At 34.6% G+C, this 23,799-nt stretch carries 17 protein-coding genes and 4 pseudogenes; 3 read left to right on the forward strand and 18 right to left on the reverse strand.

The window, feature by feature from the left end; all coding sequences use genetic code 11:
- Positions 1-10 precede the first annotated feature (10 nt).
- The 3 genes from hypE to AAG068_RS16195 all read right to left on the reverse strand — a co-directional run bounded on the left by hypE (position 11) and on the right by AAG068_RS16195 (position 2,347).
- Positions 11-1,039, reverse strand: a complete 1,029-nt coding sequence (hypE, locus tag AAG068_RS16185) for a hydrogenase expression/formation protein HypE (RefSeq protein ID WP_342714967.1) — start codon at positions 1,037-1,039, stop codon at positions 11-13.
- An 82-nt stretch (positions 1,040-1,121) separates the two neighbouring features.
- Positions 1,122-1,703 carry an isochorismatase family cysteine hydrolase gene (locus AAG068_RS16190; RefSeq protein ID WP_342714969.1) on the reverse strand — a complete coding sequence of 194 codons (582 nt, stop codon included), beginning with the start codon at positions 1,701-1,703 and terminating at the stop codon, positions 1,122-1,124.
- A 203-nt stretch (positions 1,704-1,906) separates the two neighbouring features.
- Positions 1,907-2,347 (reverse strand): Lrp/AsnC family transcriptional regulator, encoded by a 441-nt coding sequence (locus tag AAG068_RS16195; protein ID WP_000342843.1) that lies wholly within the window; start codon positions 2,345-2,347, stop codon positions 1,907-1,909.
- Positions 2,348-2,497: 150 nt separating this feature from the next.
- On the opposite strand from AAG068_RS16195, the gene AAG068_RS16200 reads away from it, so the two are divergent.
- A complete protein-coding gene (locus tag AAG068_RS16200; RefSeq protein ID WP_000193977.1) occupies positions 2,498-3,793 on the forward strand; it encodes an APC family permease in 1,296 nt (431 codons plus the stop codon).
- A 1,033-nt stretch (positions 3,794-4,826) separates the two neighbouring features.
- On the opposite strand, the pseudogene AAG068_RS16205 reads toward AAG068_RS16200, so the two are convergent.
- The 8 genes and pseudogenes from AAG068_RS16205 to AAG068_RS16240 all read right to left on the reverse strand — a co-directional run bounded on the left by AAG068_RS16205 (position 4,827) and on the right by AAG068_RS16240 (position 13,491).
- Positions 4,827-5,185 (reverse strand): annotated as a pseudogene (locus AAG068_RS16205) (enoyl-CoA hydratase).
- 85 nt (positions 5,186-5,270) lie between these two features.
- Positions 5,271-6,518, reverse strand: coding sequence for a DUF1015 domain-containing protein (locus tag AAG068_RS16210; RefSeq protein ID WP_342714970.1), 1,248 nt, complete (start codon positions 6,516-6,518; stop codon positions 5,271-5,273).
- 15 nt (positions 6,519-6,533) lie between these two features.
- Entirely contained in the window at positions 6,534-7,706 is a 1,173-nt protein-coding gene (locus AAG068_RS16215) for a 3-phosphoglycerate dehydrogenase family protein (RefSeq protein ID WP_342714971.1), read from the reverse strand.
- A 12-nt stretch (positions 7,707-7,718) separates the two neighbouring features.
- Entirely contained in the window at positions 7,719-8,801 is a 1,083-nt protein-coding gene (gene serC, locus AAG068_RS16220; RefSeq protein WP_342714972.1) for a 3-phosphoserine/phosphohydroxythreonine transaminase, read from the reverse strand.
- 209 nt (positions 8,802-9,010) lie between these two features.
- Positions 9,011-9,202, reverse strand: coding sequence for a DUF378 domain-containing protein (locus AAG068_RS16225; RefSeq protein ID WP_000670803.1), 192 nt, complete (start codon positions 9,200-9,202; stop codon positions 9,011-9,013).
- Between the two features lie 89 nt (positions 9,203-9,291).
- On the reverse strand, positions 9,292-10,359 hold the full coding sequence (locus AAG068_RS16230; protein ID WP_342714981.1) for a glycoside hydrolase family 113: 1,068 nt from the start codon (positions 10,357-10,359) through the stop codon (positions 9,292-9,294).
- A 1,315-nt stretch (positions 10,360-11,674) separates the two neighbouring features.
- Positions 11,675-12,805 carry an NADH:flavin oxidoreductase gene (locus AAG068_RS16235; protein WP_342714982.1) on the reverse strand — a complete coding sequence of 377 codons (1,131 nt, stop codon included), beginning with the start codon at positions 12,803-12,805 and terminating at the stop codon, positions 11,675-11,677.
- 53 nt (positions 12,806-12,858) lie between these two features.
- Entirely contained in the window at positions 12,859-13,491 is a 633-nt protein-coding gene (locus AAG068_RS16240; RefSeq protein ID WP_342714983.1) for a DsbA family oxidoreductase, read from the reverse strand.
- Positions 13,492-13,642: 151 nt separating this feature from the next.
- Here AAG068_RS16240 and AAG068_RS16245 point away from each other — a divergent pair, with 151 nt between their 5' ends.
- Complete coding sequence (locus AAG068_RS16245; RefSeq protein ID WP_342714984.1) at positions 13,643-14,494, forward strand: LysR family transcriptional regulator; 852 nt, start codon at positions 13,643-13,645, stop codon at positions 14,492-14,494.
- A gap of 792 nt (positions 14,495-15,286) precedes the next feature.
- Here the strand turns inward: AAG068_RS16245 and AAG068_RS16250 are convergent.
- Together AAG068_RS16250 and AAG068_RS16255 are read right to left on the reverse strand one after the other, a co-directional pair.
- On the reverse strand, positions 15,287-15,526 hold the full coding sequence (locus tag AAG068_RS16250) for a cupin domain-containing protein (protein WP_342714985.1): 240 nt from the start codon (positions 15,524-15,526) through the stop codon (positions 15,287-15,289).
- Between the two features lie 293 nt (positions 15,527-15,819).
- Positions 15,820-16,647 carry a helix-turn-helix transcriptional regulator gene (locus tag AAG068_RS16255; protein ID WP_342714986.1) on the reverse strand — a complete coding sequence of 276 codons (828 nt, stop codon included), beginning with the start codon at positions 16,645-16,647 and terminating at the stop codon, positions 15,820-15,822.
- Positions 16,648-16,963: 316 nt separating this feature from the next.
- Between AAG068_RS16255 and AAG068_RS16260 the strand changes: the two genes are divergently transcribed.
- The gene (locus AAG068_RS16260; protein WP_342714987.1) at positions 16,964-17,305 is read left to right on the forward strand and encodes a lumazine-binding protein; all 342 of its coding nucleotides are present in this window, start codon (positions 16,964-16,966) and stop codon (positions 17,303-17,305) included.
- 47 nt (positions 17,306-17,352) lie between these two features.
- Here AAG068_RS16260 and AAG068_RS16265 read toward each other — a convergent pair.
- From AAG068_RS16265 to AAG068_RS16285, 5 genes and pseudogenes are all read right to left on the reverse strand, one after another.
- Positions 17,353-17,664 (reverse strand): annotated as a pseudogene (locus tag AAG068_RS16265) (SMI1/KNR4 family protein); the annotation flags it as partial.
- A gap of 448 nt (positions 17,665-18,112) precedes the next feature.
- Positions 18,113-18,847: pseudogene (locus AAG068_RS16270) on the reverse strand (penicillin acylase family protein); the annotation flags it as partial.
- Positions 18,848-19,134: 287 nt separating this feature from the next.
- Positions 19,135-20,490 (reverse strand): annotated as a pseudogene (locus tag AAG068_RS16275) (RNA-guided endonuclease TnpB family protein).
- Positions 20,491-20,599: 109 nt separating this feature from the next.
- Positions 20,600-21,325, reverse strand: coding sequence for a DnaD domain-containing protein (locus tag AAG068_RS16280; protein ID WP_342714988.1), 726 nt, complete (start codon positions 21,323-21,325; stop codon positions 20,600-20,602).
- Between the two features lie 297 nt (positions 21,326-21,622).
- Positions 21,623-23,398 (reverse strand): S-layer homology domain-containing protein, encoded by a 1,776-nt coding sequence (locus AAG068_RS16285; RefSeq protein ID WP_342714989.1) that lies wholly within the window; start codon positions 23,396-23,398, stop codon positions 21,623-21,625.
- Positions 23,399-23,799 lie beyond the last annotated feature (401 nt).

The following is a 23,799-nucleotide window of genomic DNA, read 5'->3' on the forward strand; positions in this document are numbered from 1 at the left end:
AAATTGTCTCCTAACATAATCGAGGTAATTCTGCCCCATATAATAACTCAATAAGTTTTAATTCACCTGATTTTGCTTCCATTAGCACTTGTCTTTCTTGTGTTTGAGTAACTTTACCAATTACCGCAGCTTCTTTACCATATTTAGTATTTTTTAGTACTCTCACAACTTCTTCACTTACCTCTGGAGACACAAACATACAAACATTACCCTCATTAGCTAGATACATAGGATTAACACCTAACATGTCGGCAGCCATAATAGTTTCTGCTAACATAGGAATATCTTTTTCTTGTATTTTTATTCCAGTATTAATTGTTTCTGAAACTTCATTTAAAACTGTACCTAACCCGCCTCTTGTAATATCTCGCATACAATGTATAGAATCACCAAAATGGTTTTTTAACTCTGAAATCATATGATTTAATGGTGCACAATCACTATTTATTCTCTGTTCAAACCCTAATCCTTCTCTTATGGAAAGGATATGTATACTATGGTTTCCTAGTTGTCCTGTTATAATGATATCGTCACCTTCTTGAATAGAATTTACTGAAAATGGTGATACATCTCCTTCAAAAACTCCTATTCCAGTTGTATTAATAAAGATTTTGTCTACTTCACCTTTTTTAACAACTTTTGTATCACCAGCAACAATATACACGCCAGCTTCTTTCGCGGTCTCTCTTATAGAATCTAATATTTCTTCCAAATCTTTAATTGGAAAACCCTCTTCTAGTACTAATGCCAATGATAGATAAAGTGGTTTTGCACCACTAACCGCTAAATCATTAACCGTTCCACAAACTGCTACTTTACCTATATTTCCTTCACCAAAAAAGATAGGATCAATAACAAAAGAGTCTGTTGTCATCGCCAATCTTCTACTACTTACCTCAAGAATGGCACTATCCTCCATTTTTCCAAGGTGAACATCTTCTAGTTTTGCAGTAATAATTGAACTAATTAAATCATGGCTCAATAGTCCTCCTGTTCCATGATCTAAAATTATATTTTCTAAATCTTTAGTTAATTTCATTTGTTAAAACTCCTTTTTATTTTTATTTTTGAAAAATAATATCACTTGCTACATAGAACAAGTGATATTACAACGTATTTACTTACGGAATTGCAACTCCATCAAAAGAAATATCTTCATTTTTAGAAATCGAATTGCAAATTTCCTCGATACTCATAATCTTTGCACAATATGAACCTAACCATTTTAAAGCACGTTCTTTATCTTCAGCCTTCGCTGAAACAACTGCATCTTCTGGTACGATTACATTATAACCACGGAAAAATCCATCCGCTGCAGTTGTTTGGACACAAATTTGAGTTTGCATACCCGTAATAATAATTGTATCTACTCCTAATTTTTTTAAGGTTTCATCAAGATGTGTCTCAAAAAAGCCACTATCCTTATTTTTCTCCATAATAATATCTTTTTCATGAAGAAACTCAGGTAAGATTTCTGCACCTTTAGATCCCTTTGTGACTGGTAAAAAATCACCATATCGTTCAGCTTTCGGATCATCTTCTAAGTTAATTAACTGCAGGTGAATAATAGAAACATCATTTTCTCTCATAGTATTTAAGAAAGACACCATTTTAGGCGTAAACGCCTCCACAGCTGCAATTCTATCCTCATTTTTATTAACCAAATCGTACTGTAAATCATTTGTGAGCACTGCATATTTCATAATAATCCTACCTCCAATTAACTAAGAATTTAATTTTTCTAAAATACAATGTTCATTATTCCATCAGTAGTAAGAATATGTCAAATATTATTTTTTATCTAAATTTTCTAAATAATTTTCTGAAAATTAATACCTAATAGGACTCTATTTCCTATTAGGTATTAATTTAACGCTTTTTATTTTGAATAATCACTCATATGTAATTAAAGTTTTTCACTCTCTGTAAAAAATGATTTATGTTCTACTGGAGAAGAAAGCACTATTAAGGTTGTAGGCTTTCCATACTCTAAGCACAAATTAATATAGTCTTCGAGTGTATGTACAGATTCCGTCACTACCTTTGTTAGATAACTATACATACCGGCAATACGGTGACATTCAACCACATCTGAATGTTCCATTGCAAACTTTTTATATTTATTGCAATCCCTTGGTTCCATCAAAACAAACGCAGTAATATGTTTTTTTAATTCTTTCGGATTAACAATCGTGCGATAACTTATAATTACCCCCTGTTCTTCTAGTCTTCTAACTCGCTCTGTAACAGAAGGAGAACTCAAACCTACCAGTTTTCCTATTTCAACCATACTTAAACGTGCATTTTCCTGAAGATGAGAAAGAATCTTTAAATCTGTATCATCCATTGCTTGGCCTCCCCTTGATTAATTAAGAAAACATTTAATAATTCTTAAATTCTTTAAGAAAATTATAATTAATACATAAATTATAGCATGTTATCTTTTTTTTAAACTTTATATAATTAATATTAATTAACGAAAGAGAGGCTGAGAATCTTGACACAACAATCATTGAAACGTTCAATTACTTGGGTACAGGGGACCGCATTAACCATCGGAGCTGTGTTAGGCTGTGGAATCCTTATTTTACCTTCAATTACTGCAAATAGCGCTGGACCAGCTTCAATTTTATCTTGGGTTATCATGTCTATATTAGCTTTTCCTATTGTAGCAACTCTAGCGCGTCTTGCTAAAATGATTCCTAGTGCTGGAGGAATTACAGCTTATGTTCAGATGGCATTTAATGCAAATACGAGTGCCATCCTAGGCTGGATTATGTTAGGATCTATTCCTATTGGAGTGCCTATTATTGCTTTAACAGGTGCCCATTATATTGGATATGTTTTTCCAATAAGCAATCTTAGTGTTATAGGAATTGCAGCATTAATTTTAATTACCTCTTTACTCTTACATATAAAAGGAATCGAGCTATCATCAAAAGTTAGTGTGTTTGTAATTTGTATTATTTCACTTTTAATAGTTGTCGCTGTTATCGTTTCTATACCATATGTAAAATTAAGTTCTTTTACACCATTTGTACCAAACGGGTGGTCTTCCGTTGGCGCTTCTTCTGTAATTATCTTTTTCTCCTTTGTAGGGTGGGAAATGATAACCCCATTAGCTGAAGAATTTAAAAGGCCCGCTAAGGATATTTCGATTAGTTTATTTTTAGGAGCAATTTGTATCTCCATTATGTACATTGCAATATCTTTTGTAACAATAGGGACCCACTCATATGGTGATAAAGATCAGATAGCTTCCCTTAGTATTCTAATATCAAAAGGATTAGGACCGATAGGTACATATATAACAACCATTTTAGCAATTTTCATATCGTTTAGTGCTGTACATGCTAACATTGCAGGTTTTTCAAGAATGATTTACGCTCAAGCTAGAGAAGGACATTTCCCTTCCTTCTTTGCTAAGTTACACTCTCAATTTCAAACTCCAACTAGGGTATTACTAGTTCTAGGAGGCATTTTTAGTTGTATTTTAATTTTTTATGGTATGGCACGACCAAATTTAGAAATGCTTCTTAAAGGTCCTAGTGTAATATTTATTACTTCATATATTTTTACAATGCTTGCTGCTCTTAAATTATTAAAAGTGCGTGATATAGGTTGGTGGATGGCCTTCCTATCTCTAATTATATGTATTATTGTATACTCATTTAGTGGTTGGGCTATTTTCTATCCAGTTATCTTATCAGTTATTGGTTGGATTTATATAGTTATGAATAAGAAGTATAGTACTATAACCAATCATCAAATAAATACATCAAATGAAAATTAGTTTCTACTCCTATAAACTCATACCACAGATTATATACTGTTATTAGCACTATCCAGGTTGGAATAAGTACAGTTTCAGCTGACTTATAATTAGATCAATGTAATTTAATAAAATATGAATGATTACTAGAAGTTATTTTTCATCTTTCAATTAACAACCCTTTTTTATAACGTGCCTCTGCAAAGAAACGTTATAAAAAAGGGTTGTTAATTATGCGCAGACCCTCTTTCCCCTTACTTCACATATACATAAGTTTCATTTACAATTATAAAGTAGGTTTTATCCTTACTGTTGTGTATTTTATATTGTAGCGAACCTGCACCAAAACAGTATAAATATAGGTTCTCGTGCAGTTTTTTCAAACTATAATAAACTTCGGAAAACCAACTAAGGAGCATAATAGATGAGATATGTTAAAGAAAAGTAGTTTGAGAAAGATAATATGTCTGAAATTCTAAAGGGACGTGGTATTTCAATTTATCCAACGACCATTATGCACTAAATTCGTGAATACGAAAATTTTATCCGTTATATTTGAAAAACAACAAAGCAAAAATACATTTAGAAATGGATGAACTATATATAAATGTCAACTAATCTATGTAGAAAAACGTTAATTTAATTGTGCATAAAATTACTCAACTTCGAGAGCTAAGTGGTTCTTGAGGGATGATAAGAATACCTGTAGATGCTTCAAGGTAACTACATAATGGTGTGAGTTATATACTTACAATTTTGGGTTAAACCTTACACATAAAACAACTAACTTCTTTGCTCAATGTTTCCTTGTGTTCTAGAGCACAAGGAAATATATATCGTTGCAATTTTCTACTTAACTTAATATCTAGTTTAGTGTACCACCTCCAATTACTGCGTTACTTTTCGGGTTCAATTCATTATATTTTCTACTTTATCTTTATACTCACCATATTCTTTCCCCTCCACTACCGCTAATTCATCATTTAAAACCAGTCAACCCACATGTTTGCATTAACCACTCCACATATAGTGATATATTTTATGCTACCTAGCCTTATCTCCCCTTTATTATTTCCTTTTCAAGTTGATTCCTGCATATAAACATCGCCGTAATTTTCGTACGATTTTTTCGTCAGGCTCAAATTGTTCAATGGTTATGTCACAACGAATCGTATCACCGCTAAAAACAGGACGTAAAAATTCAAAATCCATCTTGCAAGCTAATACATTATAATCACCGCCTACTTTTGTAGGTAGTGTTGATGTTAACAGGCCCTGTACAACAAATCTCCCCTGCTCATCTGGTGTAACATGATGAACGCCTTCATCTTTCGATACTTCCGTAAATAACGCAACATCCTCTTTCGTAAAAGTTCGTTCAAAGGTGATTTTTTCGCCTACTTGCAATTTCATTAGTCCCCCTCCTCAAAAACTCTTTTAAAATAAGAAAAACCGAAACTAAAATCATTTCGGTTTTTCAAACTAATGAAGTCTATATTTATTTTAAAGAATGTACAAACAACCCACTGCGCAGTTTCGGTTCAAACCACGTTGATTTTGGCGGCATAATTTCTCCAGCGTCTGCGATTGCTAATAAAGATTCCATTGATGTCGGATATAGTGAGAACGCCGCTTTATATGCACCGCTATTTACAAGACGTTCTAGTTCTTCTAATCCGCGGATTCCTCCGACAAAGTCGATGCGTGAATCAGATCGCGGATCATGTATTTCAAGTACTTGGCTTAATAAGTGATCTTGCAAAATAGATACATCTAAACCTTTCACAAGATCATTCGCATCAAACGTTTCCTCTTTCACTGTGAGCTTATACCACTTCTCGTTTACATACATTCCAAATGTTTTTGGTTCATTTGGTTTATACGGAGAAACAGATGCTTCTTCTACATAGAAGTATTGCGTGATTTGCTTTAAAAACTGTTCTTCTGATAAGCCATTTAAATCTTTCACAACCCGGTTATAGTCCCAAATGGATAACTCACCGTGTGGGAATAAAACAGATAAGAAGAAATTAAACTCTTCTTCTCCTGTGTAATTCGGATATTGTTCTCTTCGCATGAGCCCAACTTTTGCAGCTGATGCGGAGCGGTGATGTCCATCTGCAATATAAAGATTGGGAATATCTTCAAATAAGTTCACTAAACTTGCAATTACTTCTTCATCAGCTATTTTCCAGGCAACATGCTTAACGCCGTCTTCTGCTGTAAATGTATAGATTGGCGCATGTTCTTCTTTCCAGCTGGCAATAAAACTCTTTATCTCTTCTTTTGTACGATACGTTAAAAAGATAGGACCCGTATTCGCGTCACACACATCTACGTGGCGAATGCGATCAAGTTCTTTTTCATGACGCGTTCTTTCATGTTTTTTAATTGTATCATCTTCATACTCATCAATAGATGTACAAACGACAAGGCCTGACTGCGTTCTTCCTTGCATCGTCAATTCATAAATGTATAACGCTGGCTCTTCGTCTTGAATGAACACTTCTTCTCGTATAAACCGATTTAAATTTTCACCCGCTTTTTCATATACGCGATCATCGTACGGTGAAAGTGCCGGGTCTAAATCAATTTCTGCTTTATCAACGTGTAAGAAAGAATACGGATTCCCTTTTACAACCTCTCTTGCTTCTTCACTATTTAATACGTCATACGGTAAAGCAGCGACTTCCACTGCTTTTTCTTCTACTGGACGAATGGCCCGAAACGGTCGGATTTTTGCCAAGTTTCCCTCTCTCCTTTACACAATCATTCGAACGGCTACAACACCTGTAATTTTGCTTATATTTTCCACAATGTTCTCTTTTATTATATCATCAATTCCGTTATCAATATCAATCATTGTGTACGCCCAAGAATGTTTACTACGATTAATCATATCGGCAATATTAATATGATGTTCTGCTAAGCATCCTGTAATTTGTCCTACCATGTTTGGAACGTTTTGATGCATGATCGTAATACGTTTCTTTCCGATATACGGCAGTTCTACGTTTGGATAGTTTACTGAATTACGAATATTTCCTGTCTCTAAATATTCACGTAATTGACGCGCTGCCATTATTGCACAATTTTCTTCCGATTCAGACGTAGATGCACCGAGGTGAGGCGTCGCTGTTACGTTTTTCATTTTAATCACATTTTCATTCGGAAAGTCCGTTACGTAATGCGCAATAACCTCTTCTTCTAACGCTTTTTGAAGAACCTTTTCATCTACAAGTTCTCCTCTTGAGAAATTGAATAGACGCATTCCTTTTTTCATCTTCTCTATAGCGTGTTCACCAATAATCCCCTTCGTTTGATTCGTAAGAGGAATATGTAGTGTAATATAATCACACGTTGCAAAAATTTCATCTAAACTAAACGCTCTTTGCACATGTGTAGAAAGGCGCCATGCAGTTTCAACTGAAATATAAGGATCATATCCGACGACGTCCATCCCTAAAGCTAACGCATCGTTCGCAACTAAAGCACCAATTGCGCCAAGTCCGATAACACCTAGACGCTTCCCTGCAATTTCTGATCCAACGAATTGTTTTTTCCCTGATTCAACAAGCTGCGGTACTTCTTCACCTTCTAAATTTTTCGTCCAGCTTACTCCGTTAATAATGTTACGTGAAGACATAATCAGACTGGCGATAATAAGTTCCTTTACTGCATTGGCATTCGCTCCTGGTGTATTAAATACTACAATCCCTTTTTCTGTACATCGCTCGACAGGAATATTATTTACACCAGCACCAGCCCTTGCAATCGCCTTTAAGTCTTTTGAAAAATCTTCTTGATGTAAAGAATAACTGCGAAGTAAAATACCGTCTGGGTGGTTCATTCTTTCCCCTACTTCATAACGCTCCCCGCTAAGAACTTGCAAACCTTTTTCCGCAATTTGATTTAACGTTTGAACACGAAACATATCCCCATCTCCCTATCTATTCTCAAGCTCAAATTCCTTCATATAATTTACTAATTGCTGTACGCCGTGTGCTGGCATCGCATTGTAAATACTAGCGCGCATACCACCGACTGAGCGATGTCCTTTTAGCGTAACAAGACCGCGTTCTTTCGCTTTTTGTAAAAACTCATTGTTCAGCTCTTCTGACGGTGTTGTAAACGGAATGTTCATAAGTGATCGATACGTAGGATCAACCGGTGAAGTAAACAATGTTGATTCATCTAAGAAATTGTAAAGAAGTGAAGATTTCATTCTATTCTGTTCTTCGATCGCAGATACCCCGCCCTGCTCTTTCAGCCACTCTAGTACAAGTTTCGTTACGTAAATACTAAAGGACGGCGGTGTATTATATAAGGAGTTATTTTTACTGTAAGTTTCATAGTTTAACATCGTAGGACAAGAGCAATCTGCTCCTCCAATTAAATCTCTTTTTATAATAGCAATCGTTAAGCCCGCTGGCCCTAAATTCTTTTGCGCTCCCGCATATATAAGACCGAACTTCGTAACATCGTATTGTTCTGATAAAATATTTGAGGACATATCCGCAACGAGCGGTACTTTATCTACATGTGGAATATCCACATATTTCGTCCCCTCAATTGTATTATTCGTTGTAATATGTACATAATCTAGTTTTTCATCGCCTAGTAAACCATACAGTTTAGGAATTGTAGTAAACTTCTCATTTTCAGAAGAAGCAATCACTTGTACTTCTCCAACTTTTTCAGCTTCTTGCAGTGCCTTTTTAGACCATGAACCAGTCAATACGTACCCTGATTTTTTATACGTATTCATTAAATTTAACGGTATCATAGAGAATTGTAATGAAGCACCACCTTGTAAAAACAATACTTCATACTCATCAGGAATGTTCATTAATTCACGAAGTAGGTTACTCGCTTCATCTATAATACTTTGAAAATAAGAAGATCGATGACTCATTTCCATAATAGACATGCCTGTCCCGTTATAATTTACAAGCTCCTTTTGCACTTTCTCTAAAACTGGCAAAGGGAGTATTGATGGTCCAGCTGAAAAATTATACACTCTCTCCATCACCCTAAAAACCTCCCTATTTCTCATTTTATTAATTTTTAAACTTTCTGAATTATAACCTAAAATATAATACGTGGTCAATTTGTTTTCTATCATTACGGCGTAAGACGCAATGGAATCGCTTGCATGTGCAAACTATTTTTTATAAACATACAAAAAAGTGTTAAGTACATAATCGTACTTAACACTCTAGTAATAAAGTATAATTGCTAATTGTCCGTGAAGAACCGATCAAAAATTTGATAAATGGCAGAAAGACCAATGAGCCAATAAATAGTGTCCACAAGCGCCGGCATAGAACCAAACCATTTCTCAACTACATTGTAATCTAACGCTACAAACAACCAATTCAAACCGCCAAGAATCACCAAAATTACTGTAAGGTAAGACAAAAATTTCATTATGATTGCCCCCTAGGTGATAAGATGGTGAAAGGCCTTTCACTAGAAATATATGTGGTAAAATCTAAAACTGACCTATTTTATAAAAATTATTTTCGGTACCAGCCGTTAATAACTGCCTCTGCTTCTTTACTATGTATTTGATACGCATGCGTACTATTATGAGAGCCAATAAACCAAATTGAAAAACCTTTAAAATATGGTTTCGGTTCTAATACATCACGATAAGCGCGCCATCCGTTTAATTGTACGTCCTTTGAAAACACATTAGAAACATCTGGATTCCACGGATTTTGCAAGCCTAGTTCACGTGCCGGAACGTTGAATCCACCAAAGTAAACCGGGTTTCCTGTTGCTTTATGTAATTGTTCCAACTGCTGCACAACATTTTGTCCACGATTATACACTGTCGTGGCAAATAAACTTTGCTTCACTTCTTCGTATGATGGATTTCTTTTTTCTGAAACTTCAAACCAACTATCGATACTAACAATATCCACCTTTTTTAAATACGGACGATTGATTTTCTCTACAAACTTCGCTTCATAAGAAGGATCCCAACTTGCTGTTAACCACCAATTCATTTGATACAAAACATTTCCTTTATACTGCTGACGAACGAAATCAATCGTATCGCTCCAATATCCTTCTGCATATTCCATATTCACGAAATTAGAAGCAATCTTGAGTCCGTACACATTGTATTTACTTGTAATGGAATTAAAGATGTCTTGTAAAATAACCGTTTTCCAATTCCAGAAGAAATCATTAATATTACTTGGATTCCATTCCGTTTCCCCAACATTTCCTTGCTGAATATACGGGAAAGGTTCCACAATAACTTGAATATTATGCTTTAATAATTCTTGAATTAAAAGAATAGCCTGTTGCTTTTGCGCTTGATTAATTACCATGTTTGTAGAAGTCACGTTCGGAATATCTACCTGAATCGGTACATTTACTGTATTTAAATTTAAGCGCTCTACATCAGCTAACACTTTCGCTACATTCCCAACTTCCCATACCGTTACATTTCCTGATTTGATTTTCCCAGATTGAACAGTATTTACATCTGCCTGTACATTTCCTTGAAAACAAAAAGAAAACAGCATAATAAACACTCCTAAAAAACTTATTAAACTCTTATTTTTCTTCACAACTTTCCTCCTATAATTTTTGACTTTCTTGATTATTTTATACAACGTTTCATATATATTCCATAAAAAAACCAATAAATTTTTATCAAAAAAAATGCTATTCATCCTTTATTCATATCTTATTCATACTAACCTCTTAAAAATAGTGAGGTAAATGAAAAAGGAGCGTATTTCCGCTCCTTTTTCATCTTTTCACAATTGAAGTTATTGATTTTTTTCTGATAACTCAACCACATTTAATTTTTCATATAAATAAATTTTTATACTCATAAATGTATCAAAAAATTTTTATCTATATTTGCTTTTTTGTATTACTTTTATATTTACTTTTACAGTCAAGAATTCCTTTGTTCTTCTTTCAAAAATCACACCATCATACAAATAAATGCTTAACTGTGTACAAAGTAATAATTACTTCATGAATATCATACCTATCATTAATTATTTTAGTTTAAAAATAAAGAAGGGAGAGAGGTACGTATATTATCCAAGTGTTCATTAAATCGGAATTTAATGAACACTTGAATAATGAAAGTTAACCTCCCCTCCTTTCTTTAATGTACAAAGACATGAAAATGGATACTTTCTAGACAAGAAAGTATCCATTTTCATTTTTGGGACTTGCTTGGTCCAAGAAAATTCAAACTAAAATTTTATAGATTTACAGAACTAAATACATAGTACATAAAAAATAGACAAGATAGATAAGCTAGCCTGCCAGCAATTGATTCTCTCATAAATTTCATAAGTATGACTTCGTCAAGCAATGCTAAGAATAACGGTATAAACAGTACCATAGCAAGTTTGATCGCTATGTCATTTATTGTTAGATTAAATGGTTCGAAATTAATTATACTATTTCACTTACCTTTCTGAAACTATTTATTTATATAATATAATCATATAAATAAATTTACTAAAATGCTACCATAATGTAAAATGAAAATAAAATTATTTATTTTTAAAAGTTCAAACAAGCATAACTCCGTTCTAAGGACGAGGTTATGCGAAAAATAAAGTTGTTTAATTTTTGATGTAAGATATTTCACTACACTAAAAAATAACAATAAAGTTGTTTAAAAATCTAAGTTTGATTCAACAATAGCGCTCGATTGCTGAAGATAGCCCTTGAACTGAAGCACCTTTTGTTTAAATGTATTTGTTCACAAACTTTCCTCTAGCCAAAGACTGATGGAATAAATAGAAGGATGAATTTTATCTAATTCATCCTTCTATTTAATAAACATAACTATGGTAATTTCAAAATTTGGTGTTTTATCTTATTCAAGCACTATCACTATTACACGAAGAATGTTTACACTTCAAATCCTTTGATTTTAGCGTCAGGACTTAATGTCTTTTCTGGTACAAATTCGTCTGGTTGTACTCCATCTTTCACTTTGTTTACCCAGTCATAGTTAGCAAGAGCTCCACGACCTAAAGTGATAACATCAGATTCATCTTTTTCGATAATTTCTTTTGCTTTTTCTGGGTCATGAAGGCTTCCATTTGCGATAACAGGTAATTTGCTGTACTTTTTAGCTAATGCTGCAAGAGTAGATCCAGTTCCAAATGCTGAATCTGTTGCGCTTGTTCCTTCGTCTTCAGAGAATGCAGGTTGCCATGCTTCAAATTCTGTTACATGGATAAAGTCTAGTCCTGCTTGTCCTAACTGACCAAAAATAATTTCAGCATCTTTTTCTTTATCAGCCCACTTATGGAAATAGTCATTTATTTTCCCCTGAGAAATTCTGATACCTACTGGATACTCTTCTCCAACCGCTTCACGCACTGCCTTTGAAACTTCCACCAATAAACGAACACGATTTTCAGTAGTGCCGCCATATTCATCAATTCTATTATTAGTATAATCAGTTGAAAACTGATCTAGGATGTACCCATTAGCACCGTGGATTTCAACGCCATCAAAACCAGCTTCTCTAGCATTCTTTGCAGCCTCAGCAAACCCTTTAATTACCACTTTAATATCTTCTTTTGTTGCTTCTTTAGGTACTGGGAATTTACCATTACCACCATAAACCTTCATTTGTTGTCCTTTGGGTTCAACCACTGATGGTCCGATTGTGCCCCTTACAAAACAATTTCCTTGAGATAAGGCACCAGCATGCATTAATTGAAGAAATATTTTTCCGTCCTCTTGATGAACAGCATCTGTAACCTTTTTCCAACCCTCAATTTGTTTGTCATTAATGATACCAGGTTGATCGAAATATCCTTGACTATAAGCATCATCTAGATATGTTCCTTCAGTTATGATTAAACTAAATCCTCCACGAGCAAATTTCGCATAATAATTAACCATTTCGTCAGTGGCTACACCTTCTGGTGTAGCGCTTGTGCGTGTCATTGGAGCAACACCCACGCGATTGTCAATCGTAATACTACCTAATTTCACGGTTTCGAAAAGTAAATTGTTGTTTGTCATAATATAAACTCCTTCTGTATTTAAAATTATATTTAATATTGTCGATTTTTAAATTAGCAACCATTAATTCCGCACGCCATACCCTCTGGAAAATCAGACTGCTTTTTACTAATTTCTTCTGCAATAATATCTTCAAGAGATTCTTTGGAACGAATGCCAGATACTTTTGTATCGCCAATAATAAAAGTGGGCACTGCCGAGATATTTGCTTCTTCATATGCATGATGAAGTGCTTGTTGATGTGCTTCCCGATACTTTCTCGTTTCTAGAGCTGAACGGTACTCATCGGTATTTAAATTGACTTCGCGAGCTAGCTTAGTCAGTACATTAATATCACCCATATCTTGTTCTTCTTGGAAAAAGGCTTTTAGTATACGTTTGTTATATTCGTTTCCCTTCGCATATTGATAACCTTCGAATGCCAAATGAGTATATGGTTGCGGAGAAACTTGTGGAAGTACTATATTAACTCCCATTCTTTCTGCCATAGGATAAACAGATTGTCTCCAAGTGTTTTGTAGATAGTGACCTTCAGGCTTTAGAGTTTCATTCGGGAAAGGACGCAATTCATAAGGCATCCACTCTATTTCTACATCCTTTCCTTTAATCGCTTCCTCCAATGGCTGTTCAGCTAGAAAACAAAAAGGACAAACGTAATCAGAATATACCTTTATCTTTACCGTCATGTTTAATACCGCCTTCCTTAACATAATTAATTTGTTACTATTGATAACAAACTTGTTATGTGCTTATAATAATATACAGTGTCCGATTAGTAAAATAGATATATTCGAACGTAACGTTCAATAAAATTGAACTAAGAAAGGAAGAAACAATATGGAACTCAGACATCTGGTCACATTTAAAACGATTGTAGAGAAAGATGGCTTTAAAAGAGCAGCTGATCATCTGGGTTATGCTCAATCGTCCGTTACCACACATATTAAAGAACTAGAGAGAGAATTAGGAAAACCATTATTTGATCGACTAGGTAAAAAAGTAGTGCTGACTCAATATGGTCACCACTTTTTATCGTATGCGACCAAAATCATTGATTTATATTCACAAGCTTTAAACACCAATGATGAACCGATAGGAAATCTTATTATAGGTATTTCTGAATCACTCACAATAGGCCGTATTCCCCCAATCCTACTTGAATATAAGAGATTATATCCGAAGGTTAATCTCTCTTTAAAATCAATCGATAATTATGATGTTACATCATACTTACAAAATGGAGATATTGATCTTGCATTGATACTAGAGAAAGATGATTTATCCCTTCCAGAACTTTTTACGGAAAATCTGAAAAGAGAAAAGATGGTTCTAATACGCCCTAACGACAGTGAGGACTCTAGTACAGTACTATATACCGAACGATCATGCAGTTATAAATCTGTTTTTGAACACTATATAAATTACAAGCAAATGGATGTAAAGGAGAGTCTCGACTTTCAAAGTATTGAGGCTATAAAGCAATGTGTTAGAAGTGGACTTGGTATTTCACTCGTTCCTTATTTCTCCGTAAAAGAAGAGCTGCTCACAAACAAATTGTCGGGTGAAGAAGTATCACCAGAGCATCCTTCCATTTCTACTTTCCTTGCTTACCACAAAGATAAATGGCTTTCACCAGCTATTGTAAAAATGATTGAATTGATAAGAGAACATGCTAAGGGATGGGAATAATCTTTTATTAGCCAAGTAACCTTTAGATAATTCTTTATGAATACGAATTATCTAAAGCATTAATAACAACCAAAAATTAACATTGTAATAGAAATAAAAAAGGAGCTAATATGCTCCTTTTTCAATTAACAGTTTAAATAACGTTCTCAGTAATAATTTTCAATCTTATAAAATTCGCCTTCCTCATTTCTTTCATATGCACATTAAGGAGGTTCTTGGGATAAATTCTAAAATGTTATTGTCAATATTCAAGACAACTCAAATTTTTGCTAGTATTTCTTTTTAAAAACACCACTAATAAACTTATATAAGATTATTAGTATTTATTATTTGGAACCAACTAATTTTAAAAAAATTCTTACTCAAGAGTTGTTTCAGAATATGATATTTATCCACTTTGATGCCTCTATTTAAAAAAATACGCATTTTTCATCTCGATATACAGATGTTAAAATGAGTACTTGCTATAAATAAATCTTTGTAGTTATATATATTAAATAAGATTTTCGATACAAAATCTATTAATTAAAGAGAACTTTATTCTCGTACAGCTACGTACAACGATTCTTTCTAAAATAAAAATACATCACTATTTAATAGTGATGTATTTTTATTTTAGATATTAGAATAGGAATACGGGCGAATTAATAAGGAAAAGGTTACTGCATAATATTTCTATAATAGGGTATCAATTAAAGATGCATGCTTTGTTCCATAATAGAGCATTTAAATCCTAACTTCTCAATTGTATCTGCACTTTCTTATCTGCCAACGAAACATTAGATACAATTATCAATCCATTTCCCTTTTAGGCTCTACCAACATGATGTGGGATTCCTTTTCAGTGAAAGGTTTATGCTCAACGCCTCTCGGGACAATAAACATCTCGCCCTTAGAAATTTTCACCTGTCCATCACGAAAATCGATGAACATCTCCCCTTCAAACACAATAAATAGCTTATCCGTATTAGGATGCTCATGCCATATAAAATCTCCATTAGCTTTAAAAATCTGAATTTGATCATCATTCATTTCACCAATCACTCGTGGATACCAATAATCGTTAATTTTAGATAACTCGTCATTTAGTTTAATAGGTTGGTAATGGATAATAATCCCTCCTCACTTTTAAATTCCACTATATTACAGTAATCTAAGTGAAAAAGTCGTCATTACGCTTAAAAAGAAAATGCTCAGGCGAGAACTTTTCATTCAGATAGTACAAAGAAGTGATTTCAATGAAGGTACTTTCAATCCAATGTTTCCTTTAACTCTCCATAAGTATAGAACAGTGATTTTCAAATAAGAATGGACCCCTGTTGACATTAGTATGGATTATTGATGAAATTCTCGCGAGATTTAGTAGGCGAAATGCCAACTCGCTTCTTGAAAACTCTACTAAAATAAAAAGGGTCTGCGATTCCAACAGCCTGCGCAATTTGTTGTACAGGCACACCACTTGTACATAACATTTTTTGAGCCATCTTTATACGATAGTTCAATAAATATTCTGCTGGCCCCATACCTGCATGCTTTCTAAACACGTAAGAAAGATGATTTCGATTAACATTATTTTGTTCTGTAAGCGTATGTATTGTAATATCTTTATAATAGTATTCATGAACGTAACTAGATATTCGTTCGAATAAAGTATGCGACTCATAGTTGTTTTCTCTATTGACAACACTTAATAAAGCTTCATTCAACGCTTCGCGAAACAGCATTTCGGCCTGAAACATCGAAATGCCTCCACGCTGATTATACACATCCCAAAGACGCATAAGTAATTCGACAAGACGAGGAGATTGTCCTGTTAATAATTCAAAATGCTGATGAGTAAAGCCAGAGTCTTCTCGTTCTGAATTGCTTATCCGATATAAAACAAGAATATATTCCCAGTTTATTTCACCAAGCATTTTATGGGCTAATGTCATTTTTGCACCCCCATGTATAACTTTTCCTGGGGAAAGGATATACAGCGTACCATTAAATTGAAATTGCGTCTTCCCTGTAAGTGGAAATACAAATCCTGGGAAAGAATCTGTAGACTCAGCACAAGGCACACCTGGATTTTTAGCATAACGATATACTCCTTCTACTCGGAAAGGATTATTGGCAAGATACTCTGCTAACTCATTCACGTCCAACTTCACAATGCACGCCTCATTTCAATAATAGTTTTCTTGTAATTCGCGAGATTAATTAGTGTACATTCTGGGCAACGCTAAACTAAAAATAGTACATACGACTTAACAAGATCTGGTTATTAACCTATAAATATATTGTTTTTCATTTATAGACAAAAGTATCCTCCCCATATTATTGATAATGATTTTCATTGTAGTTTGATAAAAAAAAACATTTGTCAAGTTGGATGGCCTAGAAAAATGACGAAACAAGGGGTACAAAGGGACGGTTCTGTTGCAAATAATACCTGGTCTTTGTTAACTAATTCCCCTCAAAACTGAAATGATCATGTTAATAGTTGTAATAGCTTTATTAGTTACAGCACTTGCAGCATGTGGAAATAATCGTAATCCTGAAGAAGTTGCTACAGCGTATTTCGAAGATGCAAAAGAAGGAAATGTTAAAGATTTTGGCGAGTTATTCACTCCTAAAGCGAAGAAAATTGTTGCTTTTGCGGGTGGAAATGCAGACCTAATGAAATCGGTTAGCAAGGATCTTAAAAGCTATAAAATTCGAAAAGTCGAAGAGAAAAATGAAATTGCTACAGTAACTGTTGATGCTGTATATAAAGGTAATGCTAAAAAAGTAATCGTAATTGAACTAGAGAAAACGGATGATGGTTGAAAAATTAGTAAATCATAAAAAAACGGTCTAGAATTCTAGACCGTTTTTTAGTTCCCTCGATCTTCTTCTTCGAAATCACGTAGACTAGTAAGCAATTCTGTAAATGTTGAGCAAACAGGATATATTGCTTCCTCTATGTTTTCTTCTTCATGATCCCCAAATACTACTGTTGATGATTCAGTGCTATTTCGATAATCGAAACATAAAAGGTTACCGAATGAATCTCTAGCAAAAGGATATACCTTAGCTACCAACCTATCTTTTACACTGTTATAGTTTTGGACAATTGAATATTCGTCTTCTATATGCAGAGTTAAGAGATTACTAAATACATTCTCATCTTGTCCTGGTACATCAAATGATTATCATTTGAAAATATCCGTTCCGAAAAGTGAAAGTATGTCCATCATAAAAACAGCCCTAATTCCTAATGAGAAATTGGGGCTGTTTCTGTTATAAATATGCTTTATTTTATATTTCTTTCATTACTGCCAAGGAATCTTAATTATTTCAAGATTTCTAAATAAAAAATGGCACAAACCCCTTAAATAACCGACTTTTCCTAACTAGCACTAGACTAGGAGGTGTTATTTATATACTACAAATCCCCCCTGCAGCTTCTCCTATCTAAAAACAGTCTATGTAGGCAACGATTGTAAACATCGAATATGGAAACAGCCTACTATCAAATTAAATGATAGTAGGCTGGCTGTTAAAATTATTTAAGAACTGGGTTATGTTCTAAATGATAAGCTTTCATTATCAAAAAGATTATTACTAGTCCCCTCCACAAACAAAAACACCCTATCACTTCGGCTCTAAATTTAACACCTTCCCCTCTCTCCCCTCCGTATTCAATGTAGTCGTATGATACGTGCCATTTACCCAATTATCTATTTGATCATGATACCAATTGCTTCTAAAATGTCCTGATTGTCCTGGCCCTACGATATGATAACCTTTTGACATATCTTTCGTATCAATTGCGAATCTCCAAGACGCTCCGTGATTGACAATACCGTTATCTCCGTAACTCGCTGCTTGAACGGTAACTTGACTTCCGCCAATTGGAACTGGTTTCTCACGATTAAATGCAAGTAGTACTAACATACTAGATGATTTTGAGATTGGATGTGTAAAAGCAAGTTGATGGTAATCGCCCCACTTCCACTCCGCAACATCGGGGCCATATTCCTTCTGTAATTTCTTCATTACATTCTTGTACGATGTATGCACAACTTTCGTGAAGCCCCCGTACTTCGTAAACCAAGCGCTCTTTTCTCCTGCTACTTCTTTTCGAATCAATTCATCAACGACTTGTGACTTCCCTTCAAATAACTCCATCACATCTTTCGGTATTTCTTTTGAAAATAACGTATTTGAAATCTCTTTCATTAATAAATGGAATATTAACGGTGCCGATTCATCTTTACTATCGTAAAAATTCCACTTCGTTAATTGTTTTACGCCCTCTTTCTCTACTTCATTTAAAGGTGCTTTATTTAACTCTTTTAAAAATATAGGAGCAAACTCTTTCCCGTGTCAACTACCCCCACTGAGTTGAAACGTTTCAGAGGGGGCTTGAGTTAGAACACTAGGTCTTTTCGTCTATCGCTAGACAGTTTGATGCTCTAGCATCCATGCCACCTTATGGTAACACCTCAAGTAAGTTTTTGGTTGGTACTGGCAACGAATGATTGTTTTCCCACTTGCACCACCCCTTCGAAAAAGAGTAATTCTTCCTTGTGGAAGAAGCCACCACTCAGATGACTCCGGCGTGTGCTACAAGCCCCGACAAGTCGAGTACACATGGATGGTTGACGCACCCACTAAGCTATGCACGAAGCAACAGCCTTACGTTTTTGCACTTCTAATAGAATCGGCGTTTTCACTTTGAGATTGTCATCCCATTCTACAACTCTTGATTTTTCCAATGTATTCAGCGCACCATTAATATCCGCATGAATACATGTTCCTGCTTTACTTTGGTACAAACCACGAGTGATTCGTTTGCCACTAAAGTGATAATGAGTCCTATCATCCTTAGACCAAACAGGAATTGGATCTTTATCAAGAAAACTAGCTTTTGAAGTATAGCTTTCTTCTTGTTTTCAAAATTGGATGCCTTCTTTTATACATTTATTCTCAATCGCTGCCATCAGTTTATGGAATGGGATTTGAACAAATGTTTGATTATTCTTTTTCCCCATATCTGATTTTTGTTTCCAACCTGCGTTATACCCTACGACAATAGTATCTATATCGAATGCTTTCACTTTTTTGAACAACAAGCCTACCGTTTGTGAAATGTAACCATTTATTTGCCTTTCTCGTTTATGCCAAAGTACAGCCATTTTATTCGTTACAATTCGTTTAGAAAGTCCGTTTTCCACATTTTTCAGTTGGAGATTACGTATCATTTTGTTGAAGTACTGGTTAATGGATTTTAGTTTTTTTCCATCAATTAAAAATGCATCACCTGTATTTGTTACGCAACTTAATAACCTATCTACACCTAAATCGCAACTCAAAGCGTTACTCGTAGTCGTGGATTGCTTCTTCATTTGAGAAACGTGCATTTCATATGTGTAATGCACCTCAAAGAACCGACCTTTTTGCTTCGGTACAATCTCAATGTAGGAGATTTTTTTATTTCTTAAGTTTTTGGGCATACATATTTTAATGGAACCGAATTTTTTTCTGAATGCAACATTCATTGGGATTATCCAATACCCGTTCTCATCCACTTTTGGCACTTGATAGATTTCAATAATTCGTTTGTCAGTGGAACGAGAATAATTCGGAAACTTAGGACGACCTGTGAATGTTTCAGGTTTGTTCTTCCACTGTTCCATTGCTTTAAAAAAGCTCTTCACTTCTGTAAATAAAGATCTACGAATCGCTTGAACAGAGTTTGATTGAATACCCCAGTAATTCATATCGGCTTGCATAGCAGTATCCACTTCTTTTATCGTAGCCATTTTATTATCGTTCAAATAACTTTGTTTAATGGTATACAATCCAACATTTTGCAACGCTTTTGAACTATGTGACATACGTTGAAGTAAACGAAATTCTTTTGCAGTGAGACAAGCTCGTCCAATATTCTGTTTCTGCGTGAATCGTTGTATTGTTTCTCTTTTCTTTTGTTTACGTAATACTTTCACTGCTTTCTTTCTAACCATTGTATTCACCACCTTTCTTAGAGGGATTATTAAAATACCCTTATTTAATGGTAGTATAGCATAAAACCAGCAAAAAACGAACATACATTCCCTGTTAAGTTAATGTAAATTAAAACACACTACTCAAAACACTTCTCCTTCTCTCTAAACTTCCCATTACACACTTCTCTCCACCATATTTGCTACACCAATTCCTCAAAATCCCCTTCACATAAGTAAATGTTCGCTTATTCTGTTCAAACGCAATCTTCAGAACCTCTAATACTCTCTCTCCTGAAACTTTTTGTATCCACTCTTTTAATTCCTTTACGATATATGGAGATAGATTACTTATATGTTGTTCGTAAAACTTATAAACTTCACTATGCGAAGTATCATCTTCTATCTCTTCTTCCTTCTCCTCAGCAACTTCTTGTAAACTACTATTATCCTCTTCTTTCGGCATGCCAAAATGCTCTAATAACAATGGAATCTTCCATTCTTCTTCCAGGCATTTACGTAAAAACATATGTATGAATTCTTTATTTTTTACAGTCTTTAACTCACGTAACACACACTTCTTTACATTCGTATTTAAAATAGGGTTATAGTGTAACCAATTTAGTATGTATAACTCTTTCGTTTCCGCATCGTATAAAATTTTCCCATATGCAACAAACCTATTTAACAGCTTTTCAACAGTCTCCATACTGTAGCCTGTTTCCAGTTCTGCTAAACGTTTCGGTAATACGTAAATTCCACATTGCTTCGTTTTCGTACCAGTTAACAAGTATATGTAAAAATAACACTCCTCTGGCGTTAAATCTAATATGAATTCATCTTGCCAAAAGTTCACCTACACATTACGGTACACCGCCATATGTTTCCCTCCTCCTTTTATTCATAAAAAGACAGAATTCAACCCTTCAATATACATATAGGAATGAGGCCCTTGTTTTTGCATTTGAATTCCAAATTTTTCAACTATTACAACACCGGTTTTATTTTTTCGCGCTTTTTTGTTCTTGTAGTTGTTTTTGTTTTTTCTTAGTGATTTATTACTTGGTAGGGGCTTGGAAGGGGCTTCATAGAGGCTAAAATAAAAAGGAGCTGCTCCAAATTATCATGTTGGATAGCTCCTTTACCATTCTTTCTATTTTTGACTTGCATCTAACATCTTCACTAACAAGGCAGCTGCCTCACCACGAGTTGTTGTACCTTTAGGATTAAACTCATTATTTCCAACACCAGTAACTACCTGTAAGCTGTATAATCGTTGAACAGGTTGTTTATATGTGATCAAATATTTATCCCTAAATGGTAATGCGACTAATTCACCTGTAACACCTTTATACTGTAATGCGTTGTCAATCATGATAGATGCTTCTTCACGAGTGATTGGTGCGTTCGGGTCAAAAACCCCTCCACCACGACCGCTAATAATTCCTGCACTTGCACTACGTTTCATACCGTCATGAAGTGATGGGTGCGCTTTGTTTATATCTACAAATGATTTATTTCCTTCTGGCAGTTTAAGAGCATTGGCGATTAATGTCGCAAACTCAGCTCTTGTTACATTACGGTAAGGCGCAAATACACCATTTCCTTCCCCGTGCATAATACCTAGACTGTGTAGTTTACGAATATGTCCCTCAAACCATCCACCTGTAATATCATCTTTTGGCTTTTGTACTTCTTCTTTTGGTACATTGTAGTTAATTTTAATCCAACTTGGATTATAGAAAATCCACTCTCCATTTCCTACTTTGTACCAACCATTTTTAACTGCTAACACTTTGTAAAGGTCCCCGTTTGAAGCTTTACGAACAGTTTGATGTTCAAGTCCTGCACCGCTACGTATGTTTATACCGTCACCATTAACGACTAACTCCATGCTAGGTTCAGCTGGATTAAATTCATTTGAATCAAATAGCTCGTTTCTTTCTTGCAAAGGCGAGTCAATTTGTGTGTTAACATTTTCATACCATTGAATACCTTGTACGAATCCAGTCCAATTCCCACGAGAAATTAAAATATCAGGACAGTTTTTTCCGCTCCATTGTTGATGTCTATAAATATGGTCCGCGCTAATACCTTCTTTGTTCATTAAATATCCTGCAAGTCGCTTCGCATTCTCTAACGCTTTATTGTAATCCCCATCTTGGTTAACTGAAATTTCAATACCGATGGATTCTCTATTTCCTGAACCATCACCATCTCCTGCATGCCAACCGTTTTCATTTGTTGGTAAGTGCTGATAGATTTGTTTATCGTCTACTGTAAAATGCCATGAGGCTGTTCGGAACGTACCCTCTGTTGCTTGTTTATACAAATATTTCGCATGATTTTCAGCATTTGCACCGCGAGCTGTGTTTGCAGTCTCATGAATTGTAATGTAACGTGCTTTCATCGGATTGGCAGGGCGAATATCAGGGTTTCCCGCTGGAACAATCCACTCTACAAACGGTACACCTGCAAGTGTTCCATATTTCTTTGTAGTCATCGATGCACTATACTGAATAGCTCTTGGCTTTTCAACCGGCTTCATTTCACGAGTAGAACCATCATTTCGACCGTCTACATGTTCAAATGCCTTTTCAATATTTGAAATCGCTTCTTCATCCGCTACTTGACCTTTTTTCGCTTCTTTCATTTTATGTAACTCTTCTGTTTCATCATGTTTATGTTTATATTCTTCTAAGAGAATTTTCTCATTCTCTGATACTTCCGCTTCGTTAATTTGCATGTGGTCTGGAGTTTCTAGATTGAAATCAGAATAACTGAATCCACCCGTTCCACTCTCCCATTTCGCGATACGAAGTTGATCAGTTTGAAGGTTTTTACTCTCTTCTGCTGATATTGCTAAAGGTGCGCTCCCTAACATTACTAAACTTGTTGATAGTATGATTACTCGTTTTTTAATATTCATTGCTGTATGAAATACCTACACAGTTCGTGTAAGTCTCCTAACCTCCCTTTATTTTCTCATTCGTGAAAGACTATGAATCTACTATGTATAAAAATATGTTTATTCCGCCTTTTTATAAACACTTCACCTTATCCCAGCAGGCGAATTATAGTTTCTAAAAAATTCCTTAACAGACATTATTTTATAACCAATTGCAATTATCGTCAAAAGCACTTATCCCCTTACACACTACTACTTCTCAAAAATAGATTAGGATACCTTTTACTGATTTTCTTCAACAAGAAGGACCTTTATAATTTTTCATAACTACTATGTATCTATTAAATAAATCCTGTTTCTTTCTACTTTTTCTTTTTGAAAATATTAACATTTTTATATTCTTGCGATAATATAGATGTAAC

The sequence above is a fragment of the Bacillus paramycoides genome, assembly GCF_038971285.1.
Taxonomy (GTDB): domain Bacteria; phylum Bacillota; class Bacilli; order Bacillales; family Bacillaceae_G; genus Bacillus_A.

Bases quoted from the DNA above. Each gene is read 5' to 3' on its own strand.
- hypE (WP_342714967.1), bottom strand. From the start codon at position 1,039: ATGAAATTAACTAAAGATTTAGAAAATATAATTTTAGATCATGGAACA.
- AAG068_RS16190 (WP_342714969.1), bottom strand. From the start codon at position 1,703: ATGAAATATGCAGTGCTCACAAATGATTTACAGTACGATTTGGTTAAT.
- AAG068_RS16195 (WP_000342843.1), bottom strand. From the start codon at position 2,347: ATGGATGATACAGATTTAAAGATTCTTTCTCATCTTCAGGAAAATGCA.
- AAG068_RS16215 (WP_342714971.1), bottom strand. From the start codon at position 7,706: ATGTTTCGTGTTCAAACGTTAAATCAAATTGCGGAAAAAGGTTTGCAA.
- serC (WP_342714972.1), bottom strand. From the start codon at position 8,801: ATGGAGAGAGTGTATAATTTTTCAGCTGGACCATCAATACTCCCTTTG.
- AAG068_RS16225 (WP_000670803.1), bottom strand. From the start codon at position 9,202: ATGAAATTTTTGTCTTACCTTACAGTAATTTTGGTGATTCTTGGCGGT.
- AAG068_RS16235 (WP_342714982.1), bottom strand. From the start codon at position 12,805: ATGACAAACAACAATTTACTTTTCGAAACCGTGAAATTAGGTAGTATT.
- AAG068_RS16240 (WP_342714983.1), bottom strand. From the start codon at position 13,491: ATGACGGTAAAGATAAAGGTATATTCTGATTACGTTTGTCCTTTTTGT.
- AAG068_RS16245 (WP_342714984.1), top strand. From the start codon at position 13,643: ATGGAACTCAGACATCTGGTCACATTTAAAACGATTGTAGAGAAAGAT.
- AAG068_RS16250 (WP_342714985.1), bottom strand. From the start codon at position 15,526: ATGAATGATGATCAAATTCAGATTTTTAAAGCTAATGGAGATTTTATA.
- AAG068_RS16260 (WP_342714987.1), top strand. From the start codon at position 16,964: ATGATCATGTTAATAGTTGTAATAGCTTTATTAGTTACAGCACTTGCA.
- AAG068_RS16285 (WP_342714989.1), bottom strand. From the start codon at position 23,398: ATGAATATTAAAAAACGAGTAATCATACTATCAACAAGTTTAGTAATG.